Below are 13335 nucleotides of genomic sequence, written 5' to 3' on the forward strand. Positions count from 1 at the left end.
GGATCTCGACAGACTGGTCGGCACCCATGGCGGCCACCATCATGTCCGCACAGTCACGGTAGGGGAAACCACTGACGACGCTCCCCGCCTCCCCTGAATTTGGAACCCTGGGAGCCTCGTCCACGCCTCATGACCACGACGACGCTGCCGGTGCGGGTTGCGCCGTCAGTCCGGCGCCCGCAGCGACATGAGCCAGCCGCTGAGCGGCACCGCGAGCAGCACGGGTCCGGTGTACTCGCGCGGCGCCGTGCCGTCGTCCCCGCCGACGCGCACGACCAGGTCCGACGGCGCCGGGTTGCTCAGCAGGACGCCGAGCAGGTTGCCCCACAGCCCGCGCACCGTGGCACGGCGGCGCGCCCGGCCCGCCAGCAGCGCGTCGACCACCGCGACCACGTCGCGGCGCGGCACCTCCAGGTCGACCACGTCCTCCACCCGCACGGTGTCGCGGCCGTCGCGATGCAGGTGCACCGCGAGCGCGGGCGCGCCGTCGAACAGCACCGAGACCCGGCCGCGCGCGGAGTCGAGGGCGTCCGCGGACCCGTCGACGTCGGCGGCGTCCCACGGGTCCGCCTCCGGCACGGGCGCCGGCGGCCGGCCGTGCCGCGCCCCGGCCTCCCACAGCGCGTGGACGGCGGCCTGGGTCACCTCGTCGATCGGCATGCTCGATCATGGCAGGGCCGGCGCCCCGGCCGCAGGCGCTCCGGGCGCAGGCGTCCCGGTGAGCGGGTGCCGCCCTGACCAGGCGCCCGGCACGCGGGTGTCGGTGCCGGGGGACAGAATGGCGCGGTGACACCACCCCCCGAGCCCGACCGGAGCGCCGACGACGTGCTCGGCCGGTTCTCCGAGTCGACCCAGGACTGGTTCCGCGGTGCGTTCGCCGAGCCGACGGCCGCGCAGGCGGGGGCGTGGGACGCGGTCTCGACCGGGCGGCACGCGCTGGTGGTGGCCCCGACGGGATCCGGCAAGACCCTCGCGGCGTTCCTGTGGGCGCTGGACCGGATCGCCGCCGAGCCGGTGGACGAGGCCGCCGACCCGGTCGAGCGCTGCCGGGTCCTGTACGTCTCGCCCCTGAAGGCGCTCGCGACCGACGTGGAGCGCAACCTGCGCTCCCCGCTCGTGGGCGTGCGGCAGGCGGCGACCCGGCGCGGGCTGACGCTCCCGGACGTGCGGGTGGGCGTGCGGACCGGCGACACCCCGCCGAACGAGCGGCGCGCGTTCGCCACGAAGCCGCCGGACATCCTCATCACGACGCCGGAGTCCCTGTTCCTCGTGCTGACCTCGGGCGCCCGCGCCGGGCTCGCGGGCGTGCAGACCGTGATCCTGGACGAGATCCACGCCGTCGCGGGGACCAAGCGCGGCGCGCACCTGGCCGTCTCGCTGGAGCGGCTCGACGCGCTCCTCGACCGCCCGGGCGGCCCGGGTCCGGCCCAGCGGGTGGGGCTGTCGGCGACCGTGACCCCGGTCGACCGGGTGGCCGCGTTCCTCGCGGGCGGGCGCGCGCCGGCGGACGGCGGCCGCGAGGTCGTCGTCGTGCAGCCGCCGTCGACCAAGGTCATCCAGGTGGACGTGGTCGTGCCCGTGCCGGACCTCACCGACCTGGGCGCGCCGCTGCCCGACGACGGGTCGGGTACCCGCGCGCCCCGGGCGAAGGACGCGGACCTGCCCCCGCTCGCCCCCGGCGAGGCCGACCTCACCGGCCAGGCCGCCGGCTCCGGCGGCACGCGGCCGTCCATCTGGCCGCACGTCGAGGAGCGGGTCGTCGACCTCGTGGCCGAGCACCGCTCGACCCTCGTGTTCACCAACTCCCGGCGCGGCGCCGAGCGGCTGACCGCCCGGATGAACGAGGTGTGGGCCGAGCGGCAGGGCGAGGACGTCCCCGACCCCGGCACGCTCTGGGCGGCGCAGGTCACCGCGCAGTCCGGCACTGCCGTGGGCGTCGACGCCCGGGACGCGGACACGATCATCGCCCGCGCCCACCACGGGTCCATGAGCCGCGCGGAGCGCACCCGCACCGAGTCCGAGCTGAAGGCCGGCCGGCTGCCGGCGGTCGTCGCGACCAGCTCGCTCGAGCTCGGCATCGACATGGGCGCGGTGGACCTGGTCGTGCAGGTCGGCGCGCCGCCGTCGGCCGCGAGCGGCCTGCAGCGCATCGGGCGCGCCGGGCACCAGGTCGGCGCGGTCTCGCACGGCGTCGTGTTCCCGACGTTCCGCGGCGACCTCGTGCCCGCGGCCGTGACGGCGCTGCGGATGCGCGCCGGGCAGATCGAGCCGGTGTCCGTGCCCGCGAACCCGCTCGACGTGCTCGCGCAGCAGGTCGTCGCCATGGTCGCCACCGAGGACTGGACCGTCGCCGAGCTGGCCGCGGTGGTCCGGCGGTCCGCCCCCTTCGCGACCCTCGGGGACGCGACGCTGCGGGCGGTGCTCGACATGCTGGCGGGCCGCTACCCGAGCGAGGAGTTCGCCGAGCTGCGGCCACGGATCGTGTGGGACCGCGCGACCGACGTGCTCAGCGCCCGCCCCGGTGCCCTGCGGCTGGCGGTGACGAGCGGCGGCACGATCCCGGACCGCGGCCTGTACGGCGTGTTCCTCGCCACGGGCGCCGAGACCGCGGACGTGCCGGTCGACGCGGAGCGCTCGGGGGGCCGGACCCGCGGCGGCAAGCGCGTGGGCGAGCTCGACGAGGAGATGGTCTACGAGTCCCGCGTCGGGGACACGTTCACGCTCGGCTCCAGCACGTGGCGGATCGAGGACATCACCCCCGACCGCGTGCTCGTCACCCCGGCCCCGGGCGTCCCGGGGCGGCTGCCGTTCTGGAAGGGCGACTCCCAGGGGCGGCCCGCGTCGCTCGGCCGCGCGATGGGCGCCTGGGCCCGCGAGGTCACGGACCTGCCCGACGGGGAGGCGCGGGCGCGGGTGCGCGAGGCGGGCCTCGACGACTGGGCAGCGGACAACCTGCTCGGCTACCTCCGCGAGCAGCGCGAGGCCACCGGCGTGCTGCCGAGCGACGTCACGGTCGTGGTCGAGCGGTTCCGCGACGAGCTCGGCGACTGGCGCGTGGTCGTGCACTCCCCGCTCGGCGCCCGCGTGCACGCGCCGTGGGCGCTGGTGCTCGGCGCCCGGCTGCGCGAGCGGTTCGGCGTCGACGCGGCGGCCCTGCACGCCGACGACGGCATCGTCCTGCGGCTGCCGGACATGCTGGCCGCGGCCTCCGACCCGATCGGGGACCTGCTCGGCTGGTCCGCCCCGGACGCGTGGTCCGCGGACGGCTCACCGGCCGGCGGCGGCGCGCCCGAGACCGCCCCGGTCGACGCGGCCGACCTGCTCATCGAGCCGGAGGAGGTCGCCGAGGCGGTCCGCGCGGAGCTCGGGGGCTCCGCGATGTTCAGCGCGCGGTTCCGCGAGGCCGCCGCCCGCGCGCTGCTGCTCCCCCGCCGGCGCCCCGACCGGCGCCAGCCGCTGTGGCAGCAGCGGCAGCGGTCCGCGCAGCTGCTGAGCGTCGCGTCGCGGTACCCCGACTTCCCGATCCTGCTCGAGGCCGTGCGCGAGTGCCTGCAGGACGACTTCGACATCGACGCCCTGATCGAGCTGATGCGGGACGTGTCGGCCGGCCGGGTCCGCGTGGTCGAGGTCACCACGACGCGGCCGTCGCCGTTCGCGCAGTCCCTGCTGTTCGGCTACACCGCGCAGTTCCTGTACGACGGGGACGCGCCCCTGGCCGAGCGCCGCGCCGCCGCCCTGACCCTGGACCCCACGCTGCTCGACGAGCTGCTGGGCGGGGGCGGCGGGTCGCAGATCGCGGACCTGCTGGACCCCGACGCCGTGCTCCGCACCGAGGCCGAGCTCACGGCGACCGACCCGGACCGGCAGGCCCGGACGGCGGAGCAGGTCGCGGACGTCGTGCGCCGGCACGGCCCCCTGCCGCTCCCCGGCGTCGAGGCCCGCACCCGCGAGGAGGTGCGGGGCGAGGTCGCGGGCTGGCTCGCCGACCTGGAGCACGCGCGGCGGCTGATCCGCGTCCGGATCTCCGGCGTGCAGCCCGCCGAGGCCGAGCAGTGGGCGGCCGTCGAGGACGCCGGCAGGCTGCGCGACGCGCTCGGGGTGGCCCTGCCGGTGGGCGTGCCGGAGGTGTTCACCGAGGTGCTGCCCGACCCCCTGGGCGACCTGCTGCGCCGGCACGCCCGCACGCACGGGCCGTTCACCGCCGCGCAGGCCGCCGCGCGGTTCGGCCTGGGCACCGCGGTGGTGCAGTCCGCGCTGCGGCCGCTCGAGCGCGCCGGCGTGGTGGTGCAGGGCCGGCTGCGGCCCGACGCGCTCGGCGGGGTCGGTGACGAGTACTGCGACGCGGACGTGCTGCGGACGCTGCGCCGCCGGTCGCTCGCCGCGCTGCGCTCGGAGGTCGAGCCGGTGCCGCAGGTCGCGCTCGGCCGCTTCCTGCCCGCGTGGCAGCACGCCACCGGCCGGCCCGGGCCGGGCGCGCTGCGGGGCCTCGACGGGCTGGCGCGCGCGGTCGAGCAGCTCGCCGGGGCCGTGGTGCCGGCGTCCGCCCTGGAGTCGCTCGTGCTGCCCGCGCGCGTGCCGGACTACACCCCGGCCCTGCTCGACGAGCTGACCTCGGCCGGCGAGGTGCTGTGGGCCGGGCACGGGACCCTGCCCGGCAAGGACGGGCTCGTCAGCCTGCACCTGGCGGCGACCGCGGACCTCACCCTCCCGCTGCTCGCCCCGCCCGGCGAGGAGGTCACCCCGGCCGAGCACCTCGACACACCGCTGCACCGCGCCCTGGTGGACGCCCTGCGCGGCGGCGGCGCGTACTTCCTCGGGGCCCTCGGCTCACGGGTCGCGGAGCAGCTGGAGACCCCGCCGTCCCAGGCGGCGCTCGTCGAGGCGCTCTGGGACCTCGTGTGGGCCGGCCTCGTCACCAACGACGGCCTGGCACCGCTGCGCGCCCGGCTGGCCGGCGGGCGGACGGCGCACCGGACGGCCTCGTCGGCACCGCCGCGCGCCCGGGCCCTGACGACGGGCCGCTACGGGACCCGCGGGCTGCGGGGCGCGGGCCTCGGGCTCCGCGGCACCGGGCTGGGCGGCGCCGGGCTGGGCGGGACCGGGCTGGGCGGCGCCGCAGGGGTGGCGGTCGGCGGCGAGGCGGGCGGGCGCTGGGCCGTCCTGCTCCGCGACCCGTGAGCCCGACCCCACGCGCCGCGCGCACGCCCTCGCCGCGCAGCTGCTCGACCGGCACGGCGTCCTCACCCGGGCGGTGGCGCCCGCCGAGGGCGTCTCGAACCAGTTCGCGGCCGTGTACCGGGTGCTCGCGGCGCTGGAGCAGGCGGGGCAGGTGCGGCGCGGGTACTTCGTGGAGCACCTCGGCGGCTCCCAGTTCGCGCTGCCCGGGGCGGTGGACCAGCTGCGCGCCGACGCCCGGCAGCTCGAGCGGATCGCGGAGCAGTCCGTGCCCGCGGACGCCGACCGCTCCGTGGTGCTGCTCGCCGCGACCGACCCCGCGAACCCGTACGGCGCCGCGCTCGGCTGGCCGGTGCGCGCCGACGCCGCCACGGGCCACCGCCCCGGGCGGAAGGCGGGGTCGGTCGTGGTGCTCGTCGACGGCGAGCTGGCCCTCTACCTGGAGCGGGGCGGACGGACCGTGCTCACGTTCAGCGACGACGAGACCGTCCTGCGCCTCGCCGCCGACCGGCTCGCCGACGCGGTGCGGGAGGGGCGGCTCGGGCGCGTGACGCTGGTGCGCGGGGACGGCGAGGAGCTGCTGTCCGGCGGCGTGGAGACCACCGCGCTGGGCCGGGCGCTCACCCTGGTGGGCTTCGCGCCGACACCGCGGGGCATGCGGCTGCGGGGTGCGCGGTGACCGCCGGTGCCTGAGGGCGACATCCTGCGGCGCACCGCCACCCGCCTGGACCAGGCGCTCGTCGGCCGGGAGCTGGTCCGCGCGGACCTGCGCTGGCCGACGGCCGCCACCGTCGACCTGGTCGGCCGGACCGTGCTCGGCACGGCGTCCTACGGCAAGCACCTGCTCACCCGGTTCGACGACGGCCGGACGCTGCACACCCACCTGCGGATGGACGGGTCCTGGCGGATCGCCCGCACCGGCTCCCCCGGTGCGCGCGCCGCGAACCCGGCGGTCCGCGCGGTGCTGGCCAACAGCACCTGGACGGCGGTCGGCGAGCTGATCGGGATGCTGGACGTGGTGCCCACCCGCGACGAGCACACGCTCGTCGGGCACCTCGGGCCGGACCTGCTCGCGGACGACTTCGAGACCGCGGGGCTGCCCGAGGCGCTGCTCCGGTGGGCCGCCCGCGGCGCGACCCCGGTCTGCGAGGTGCTGCTGGACCAGACGGTCGTCGCGGGCATCGGCACCATCTACATGGCCGACTCGCTGTTCCTGGAGCGGATCTGGCCGTGGACGCCGGCCGACGAGGTCCCCGACGCCGGGCGGCTGCTCCGCGTGGCCCGGGCGATCATGCTCCGGTCGGTGGGCACGTCCACGCCCTCGACCACCGGGGAGACGTACCGCGGCCGCACGACGTGGGTGCACGGTCGGCTGCGCGAGCCGTGCCGCCGGTGCGGCGCGCCGATCCGGCGAGGCCTCGCGGGGACGCCTCCCACGGAACGGCCGGCGTACTTCTGCGGCGTCTGCCAGCGACCGCCGGAGGGAGCGCCACCCGCCTGACCCGGCGTCGGCGGCGGCCGTCGGCGGGGCGCGGGCCTGCCTCCGCCCCCCGGGCACGCCGACGCCCGGCCTGCTCCGCCGGCGAGGGCGGGCAGACCGGGCGTGGACGGTGCTCGGGTGGGACCGGCGAGCGGATCAGCCGATCGGGGTGAGCTCCGGGCGACGGCGGTTCCAGGGGCTGTCCGGGCCGGTGAGGGCCGACGCGAGGTCGACCGGGACCGTGTCCGGGATCAGCAGCCCCTCGGCCACCGCGATGCGGTCGCTGACCTCGCGGAGGACGAGCGACATCGGCGTGTTCAGCGCGTCGCAGATGCTCGCGAGCAGCTCCGACGACGCCTCCTTCTGACCGCGCTCGACCTCGCTGAGGTAGCCCAGCGACACGCGGGCGGCGGAGGACACCTCGCGCAGGGTGCGACCCTGCCGCTGGCGGGCGTCCCGCAGCACGTCACCGATCTCTCGGCGCAATACGACCATCTGGCGTCCCCCTCTCGAGTCCCGATCCTGCTCCTGCCGCACGGCCGGTCCGCCCGCAGGGACGGTCCGGACGAGTGCGGCACCCTTGTGGCCCCGCTCGGGGAGGCTCCCACCGTACATGTCACTGCCCCGACGGGCAGCGCCTGGACGGGTGGACGGCCTGCTGTTCATCACGATCTTCCCAACGCGCCGGGGCCCCGCCGTGTTCCCGGGGCGCCGGCGTCGTGGTCGCCGCGCACGGCCTCCAGCGCCTCGCGCAGCACGGCCGCGCAGGTCGCGGCGCGGATGGCCGCCCGGTCGCCCGTGAGCGCGAGGGTGCGCACGAGGGTCCCGTCGGGTGTCGCGACGGCGACGTGCACCGTGCCCGGCGGCCGACCGTCCTGGGGGTCCGGGCCGGCGACCCCGGTGGTCCCCAGGCCGACGTCGGCGCCCATGACGCCGCGCACCCGCTCCGCGAGCTGCCGGGCGACCTCCGGGTGCACCGCGCCGTGCTCGGCGAGCAGCCCCGCGTCGACCCCGAGCACGGAGCCCTTCACGTCGGTGGCGTAGGCGACGACGCCCCCGCGCAGGGAGCGGGACGCCCCGGGGACGTCGACCAGGGTGGCGGCCACGAGCCCGCCGGTGAGCGACTCGGCGGTCGCGACGGTCCAGCCGCGGTCCTCCAGCGCCGCCAGCAGCTCCGCCGCGACGCTGCCCGCACCGGTCTCCGTCACCGCGGCGACGGCACCGGGTCCGCGGTGCCGGCGACGTGCTCGCGGTGCACCCGCACGGCGGTCCGCACGTAGTCCAGGCCCGTCACGAGGGTGACGACCACGGCGGCGCCCATGAGCACGCTCGCCACGACGAGGACGGCCACCGGCAGGTGGTCGAGCGGCAGCAGGAACAGCCCGACGGCGAGGGACTGGAGCACGGTCTTGATCTTGCCGCCGCGCGAGGCCGGCAGCACCAGGTACCGCAGCAGGAAGAACCGCATGATCGTGATGCCGATCTCGCGCACCAGGATCGCCCCGGTCACCCACCAGCTGAGGTCGCCGAGCAGCGACAGCCCCACGAGCGCGGTGCCGATCAGGGCCTTGTCGGCGATCGGGTCGAGCAGCTTCCCGAGGTCCGTGACCAGGCCGAGCCGCCGGGCCAGGTAGCCGTCGAGCCGGTCGGTCGCCGCCGCGAGGGCGAAGATGCCCGTCGCGACCAGCCGCCAGGCGACGTCGTCGCCGCCCTCCATCAGCAGCGCCCAGGCGAAGAACGGCACGACGGCGATGCGCAGCACCGTCACGAGGTTCGCGACGTTCATCGGCGAAGGGCGGCTCACCCCCACAGCCTACGGGCAGGCGGTGCGCGGAACCGCGCCGGACGCCGTCAGCGCAGGTCGTCGGCGTCGTCGAAGTAGTCGACGGCCTCCGGCGGCTCCCCCGGCATCCGGCCCTCGGGCGCGGCGTACCGGTCGTCCGCGGCAGCCCCGCCGCCGCTGCCCGCGGCCGCGGGCTCCGGCTCGCCCCGGAGCATCGCGAGCGTCCCGGGCAGGTCGTCCGGCGTGATGAGCACCTCGCGGGCCTTGGACCCCTCGGAGGGGCCGACGATCTCGCGGGACTCCAGCAGGTCCATCAGGCGCCCGGCCTTCGCGAACCCGACCCGCAGCTTGCGCTGCAGCATCGACGTGGAGCCGAACTGCGTCGTCACGACGAGCTCCGCGGCCTGCAGCAGCAGGTCCAGGTCGTCGCCGATGTCCTCGTCCACCTGCTTCTTCGCGGCGACGACCGCGACGTCCTCGCGGTACACGGGCTTCAGCTGGGTCTTCACGTGGGCGACGACCGCGTGGATCTCCGACTCGCTCACCCAGGCACCCTGGGTGCGCATCGGCTTCGCGGCGCCCATCGGCAGGAACAGCGCGTCGCCCTGGCCGATCAGCTTCTCGGCGCCGGGCTGGTCGAGCACCACGCGGGAGTCGGTGAGCGACGAGGTCGCGAAGGCCAGGCGGGACGGCACGTTCGCCTTGATCAGACCGGTGACGACGTCCACGGAGGGCCGCTGGGTGGCGAGCACCAGGTGGATGCCGGCGGCGCGCGCGAGCTGGGTGATCCGCTGGATCGACGCCTCGACGTCGCGCGGGGCGACCATCATGAGGTCGGCGAGCTCGTCCACGATGACCAGCAGGTACGGGTACGGCGCGATCTTCCGCTCCGAGCCGGGCAGCGGCTTCACCTTGCCGGCCTTCACGGCGACGTTGAAGTCGTCGATGTGCTTGAACCCGAACATCGCGAGGTCGTCGTACCGCGCCTCCATCTCCCGGACCACCCACTCCAGGGCCTCGGCGGCCTTCTTGGGGTTGGTGATGATCGGGGTGATCAGGTGCGGGATGCCCTCGTAGATCGTGAGCTCGACGCGCTTGGGGTCGACGAGCACCATGCGGACCTGGTCCGGCGTGGCACGCATCAGGACCGAGACGATCATCGAGTTCACGAAGGACGACTTGCCCGCGCCGGTCGCACCGGCGACCAGGAGGTGCGGCATCTTCGCGAGGTTCGCGGTGACGTACCCGCCCTCGACGTCCTTGCCCACGCCGATGACCATCGGGTGCTCGGTGCGGCGGGCGGCGCTGGACCGCAGCACGTCGCCGAGCGAGACGGTCTCGCGGTCGGTGTTCGGGATCTCGATGCCGATGGCGGACTTGCCGGGGATCGGCGACAGGATGCGCACGTCGGCGCTCGCCACCGCGTAGGCGATGTTCTTCGACAGCGCCGTGACCCGCTCGACCTTGATGCCCTTGCCGAGCTCGACCTCGTACCGCGTGACGGTCGGGCCGCGGGTGAAGCCGGTGACCTGGGCGTCGATCTCGAACTGCTCGAGCACGCTGGTGAGCGCCTCGACGACGCGGTCGTTCGCGGCGGACCGGACCTTGTGCGGCGCGCCCTTGGCCAGGGCGTCCTCCGACGGGAGCGTGTAGAGGACGTCGCCGCCCAGCACCGGCTGCTCGCCGCGCGGGACGCCGGTGGTCGGCGGTGCGACGAGCTCGGGACGCGCCGCCTCCCCCGCCGCACCGACGGCCGTGACCGCCTGCGTCGGCGCGGTGGGCGGGCGCGGGGCGTCGACGTCGGGGGCCACGTCGTCGGGCTCGAGGACCGCGGTGGCGTCCTCCTCCTCGCGGCGCCGGCGCTCGCGCTCGACGAAGGCGGCCCGCTCGAACGCCTCGTCACCGGCGTAGCCCTCGAGCCGGTCGGCCTCGAGCTCCTCCTCGGTGCGGTCCTTCTTCCGCCGGCCCAGCAGCGAGCGCCGCGGCTTGGCCGGGGGCTCCTCGACCGCCGTGTGGCCGGCGTTGATGACGAGCGGGGCGTCGTCGTCCTCGGGCTCCTCGTCGCGGTGGTTGCCGGTGAGCCGGTCGTACACGCCGCGCAGGCGCGGGCCGATCTGGTTGACGGGGGTCGCCGTCACGACGAGCAGCCCGAAGAACGCGAGCAGCACCAGCAGCGGGACGGCCGCCCACGCGGTGACCAGGCTGACCAGCGGCGTGCCGACCAGGTACCCGACGATGCCGCCCGCGTCGCGGACCGCCTCGAAGCCGTTCGCGGGGGCAGGCAGGTCCTGCTGCACGTGCACCAGCCCGCACGCGGCGAGCGTGATGGCGGTCAGGCCGATGCCGATCCGGGAGTTCGCCTGGTTCTGCTCGGGGTGCCGCATCAGCCGCACGGCCACGGCGACCAGGGCGAGGGGCACCGCGACGGCGACCCGGCCGAACGTCCCGGCGACCACCACGTGCACCGCGTCGCCCGCCATGCCGTCCAGGCCCCACCACTCGCGCGCCGCCACGACGATCGCCAGCGCGAGCAGGAAGAACGCGGCGCCGTCGCGGCGCAGGGCGGGGTCGAGGTCGCGGGCGCCGTGCCCGACCTTGCGGGCGGCACCGCCGATCACGTGCGCGCCGCCCATCCAGATGCCGCGCACGATCCGCAGCGGGAGGGCGGGTCGCGGGGCGGGGCGGGTGGCTCGCGGCGCCGCCGGCGCGCGCGGCGGGTGCCGGGGGGCGGGCGCGGGCGGGGGCCGCCGCACGGGTGGCGGTGGAGGACGGACGGGCGGCCATGATCCTCACGGTAGTCGCCGAGCCCCCGCGACCCGCGGATCTGCCCCGCCGCGGTCGCGTGTCGGTGCCGGGCGTCACACCGCGCCCCTGCGCAGCACCGTGCGGCTCAGGCGGTCAGGAGCCCGACGCCCAGCGTCACCACGCCCGCGGCGACGGCGACCGCGCCGACGGGCAGCAGCACCACCGCGCGGTTCGGCCGGGTGCGGCCGCGGCCCGCGGCGGACAGGAAGAAGCCGGCCGGCAGCGCGACCGCCCCGACGAGCACCCCGGTCTGCGCGAGCCAGCGCCACGGGCCCGTGAGGTCCGTCGCCTCCCCGAGCAGCAGGCACACCAGGCCGAGCGTGACGAGCACCCCGGCGTGGGCGTGGCCCGCCCGGTAGAACGAGCGCTGCAGGTCGGTCGCCGGCTCGCGCCCGGTGACGACGCGCAGCAGGAACCAACCGCCCGACTCGATGGCGACGATCGTCAGGGCGACCACCCCGGCGGTGACGCGCGCGGCGTCCGTGAGCTCGATCATGGCGACCCCCTCGCGTTCGCGAACGTTGTTATGGAACATCGTTCGAGAACCGCCTGCACGCCGCCGTCGCCGCGGTCCTGGCCGGCTCCGGCCGCGCCGCCGACGCCCGCGAGCCCGCGCTCACGCTCTGGGCGCTCGTGCACGGGCTCGTCGAGCTGGAGCTGCACGGTCTGCTGCCTGGCACCCCGGACCAGCGCGCCGCCCGGTACACCTCCGCGCTGCGGGCGGCCGGACCCGCCCTGCTCGGGGCGGCGCCCACGCCGTAGCGGGTGTCGGTGCGCGGTGGCACGGTGGGCCGCATGGGGAACCCCGTCGTCACCGCGGCCCAGGTCCGCCGGCACCGGCTGCGCGTGCAGCAGCTCGACCGCCCGGTCGACCCGGCCCGCGCCGTCACCGACGCCGCCGTGCTCGACCTCGGGGTGCAGGACACCGGCCCGGACGGCGCGCTGTGGGCGCTCGCGCTGCGCGGGGTGCCCGTCGCGGCGCACGCGTGGGACGACGCGCTCGCGCTCGCCTGGACGGTCCGGGGCGCCCCGCACGCGTACCGCCGGGCGGACCTGCCCGCCGTGCAGCGCGCGGTGCGGCCGTACTCCGACGCGGACGCGCGCAAGCGGATCTACGACGCCGCGAAGCCGCTGCGCGCCGCGGACCTGCGGCCCCTCGACGCCCTGGCGCGCGTGGCACGCACCATGCGCGAGGTCGTCGACGAGCCGCTCGACAAGGGCGGCGTCTCCACCCGGATGACCCGCGAGCTGCCGGGCCCGTACCTGCGGTGGTGCCGGTCGTGCGGCGTCACGCACATGTGGGAGATGCCGTTCCGGCTGGCCGCGCTGCACGGCGGGCTCGAGCTGGAGCCCGACACGTCTCCCCCGGTGCTGCGCCGCGCCCCGCGGTTCCCGGCGCGGCAGGTCGGCGCCGTCGAGCGCCCCGCCGACGAGGCACCGGACGCGGACGGGCCGTTCGACCTCGTCCGGGGCGTGCTGCACCTGCTGGGTCCCACCGACCCGAAGCACGTGGCCGCGTTCCTCGACGCCCCGCCCGCGGACGTCCGGCGCCGGTGGCCGGCCGACGCGGTCCCGGTCGAGCTCGACGGCGCCGAGGTCGCGGTGCTCGCCGACGACCTGCCGGCGCTGCAGGACGCCGCCCGCGACGGGGACGCGCCGGTCGTCCGGCTGCTCGGCCCGTACGACCTGTTCCTGCAGGCGCGCGACCGGCACGTGCTGGTCACGGACGCCGACCGGCACAAGGCGCTGTGGCCCGTGCTCGGCCGGCCCGGCGCGGTGCTCGCGGACGGGGACGTCGTCGGCACGTGGCGCCCGCGGGCGCGCGGCCGGCGGCTCGCCCTGGAGCTGGACCCGTGGGTCCCGTGGGACGCCGGGCTCCAGGAGGCGGTCGCCGCCGAGCACGCGCGCCTGGCGGCGTTCCGCGGCGCGGAGGTCGCGTGACCGGTCCGGCGAGGTCGTCACATCGGTCCGAGGTCGTCCGTCCTGCGTGACGACCTCGTGCGCGAGTGACGACCTCGCGCGCGGCAGGGACGACGACGGCCCGGCCTCGCACGCGCCGGGGCGTGCGGGACCGGGCCGGGGCGCCGGGGAC

General features: G+C 77.0%; 9 protein-coding genes and 1 pseudogene. 4 read left to right on the forward strand and 6 right to left on the reverse strand.

What is annotated here, in order from left to right; translation table 11 throughout:
* Positions 1–165 precede the first annotated feature (165 nt).
* Positions 166–660, reverse strand: a complete 495-nt coding sequence (locus tag QNH85_RS06875) for a hypothetical protein (protein ID WP_282945456.1) — start codon at positions 658–660, stop codon at positions 166–168.
* Between the two features lie 126 nt (positions 661–786).
* On the opposite strand from QNH85_RS06875, the pseudogene QNH85_RS06880 reads away from it, so the two are divergent.
* Positions 787–5854: pseudogene (locus QNH85_RS06880) on the forward strand (Lhr family helicase).
* Between the two features lie 6 nt (positions 5855–5860).
* Complete coding sequence (locus QNH85_RS06885; RefSeq protein WP_282945457.1) at positions 5861–6676, forward strand: DNA-formamidopyrimidine glycosylase family protein; 816 nt, start codon at positions 5861–5863, stop codon at positions 6674–6676.
* Positions 6677–6811: 135 nt separating this feature from the next.
* On the opposite strand, the gene QNH85_RS06890 is transcribed toward QNH85_RS06885, so the two are convergent.
* The 5 genes from QNH85_RS06890 to QNH85_RS06910 form a co-directional block, all read right to left on the reverse strand.
* Complete coding sequence (locus QNH85_RS06890) at positions 6812–7150, reverse strand: helix-turn-helix domain-containing protein (RefSeq protein WP_282945458.1); 339 nt, start codon at positions 7148–7150, stop codon at positions 6812–6814.
* Between the two features lie 170 nt (positions 7151–7320).
* Positions 7321–7863: a CinA family protein gene (locus tag QNH85_RS06895; protein ID WP_282945459.1), complete on the reverse strand. Its 543-nt coding sequence runs from the start codon at positions 7861–7863 to the stop codon at positions 7321–7323.
* Positions 7860–8441 (reverse strand): CDP-diacylglycerol--glycerol-3-phosphate 3-phosphatidyltransferase, encoded by a 582-nt coding sequence (gene pgsA / locus QNH85_RS06900; protein ID WP_282945506.1) that lies wholly within the window; start codon positions 8439–8441, stop codon positions 7860–7862. The genes QNH85_RS06895 and pgsA overlap by 4 nt, the downstream gene beginning before the upstream one ends.
* A gap of 65 nt (positions 8442–8506) precedes the next feature.
* Positions 8507–11089: an FtsK/SpoIIIE family DNA translocase gene (locus QNH85_RS06905; protein ID WP_428830373.1), complete on the reverse strand. Its 2583-nt coding sequence runs from the start codon at positions 11087–11089 to the stop codon at positions 8507–8509.
* A gap of 239 nt (positions 11090–11328) precedes the next feature.
* Positions 11329–11739 carry a hypothetical protein gene (locus QNH85_RS06910; RefSeq protein ID WP_282945460.1) on the reverse strand — a complete coding sequence of 137 codons (411 nt, stop codon included), beginning with the start codon at positions 11737–11739 and terminating at the stop codon, positions 11329–11331.
* A gap of 53 nt (positions 11740–11792) precedes the next feature.
* Here QNH85_RS06910 and QNH85_RS06915 point away from each other — a divergent pair, with 53 nt between their 5' ends.
* Together QNH85_RS06915 and QNH85_RS06920 are read left to right on the forward strand one after the other, a co-directional pair.
* On the forward strand, positions 11793–12005 hold the full coding sequence (locus QNH85_RS06915; RefSeq protein ID WP_282945508.1) for a WHG domain-containing protein: 213 nt from the start codon (positions 11793–11795) through the stop codon (positions 12003–12005).
* Between the two features lie 33 nt (positions 12006–12038).
* On the forward strand, positions 12039–13184 hold the full coding sequence (locus tag QNH85_RS06920) for a DNA glycosylase AlkZ-like family protein (protein ID WP_282945461.1): 1146 nt from the start codon (positions 12039–12041) through the stop codon (positions 13182–13184).
* Positions 13185–13335 lie beyond the last annotated feature (151 nt).

It is taken from the genome of Cellulomonas endometrii (genome assembly GCF_949769265.1).
Classification (GTDB): Bacteria; Actinomycetota; Actinomycetes; order Actinomycetales; family Cellulomonadaceae; genus Cellulomonas; species Cellulomonas endometrii.

What these genes read in the sequence shown, in the direction of transcription:
- QNH85_RS06920 (WP_282945461.1), top strand. Translation starts at nt 12,039, where the DNA reads ATGGGGAACCCCGTCGTCACCGCGGCCCAGGTCCGCCGGCACCGGCTG.
- QNH85_RS06910 (WP_282945460.1), bottom strand. Translation starts at nt 11,739, where the DNA reads ATGATCGAGCTCACGGACGCCGCGCGCGTCACCGCCGGGGTGGTCGCC.
- QNH85_RS06875 (WP_282945456.1), bottom strand. Translation starts at nt 660, where the DNA reads ATGCCGATCGACGAGGTGACCCAGGCCGCCGTCCACGCGCTGTGGGAG.
- pgsA (WP_282945506.1), bottom strand. Translation starts at nt 8,441, where the DNA reads ATGAACGTCGCGAACCTCGTGACGGTGCTGCGCATCGCCGTCGTGCCG.
- QNH85_RS06890 (WP_282945458.1), bottom strand. Translation starts at nt 7,150, where the DNA reads ATGGTCGTATTGCGCCGAGAGATCGGTGACGTGCTGCGGGACGCCCGC.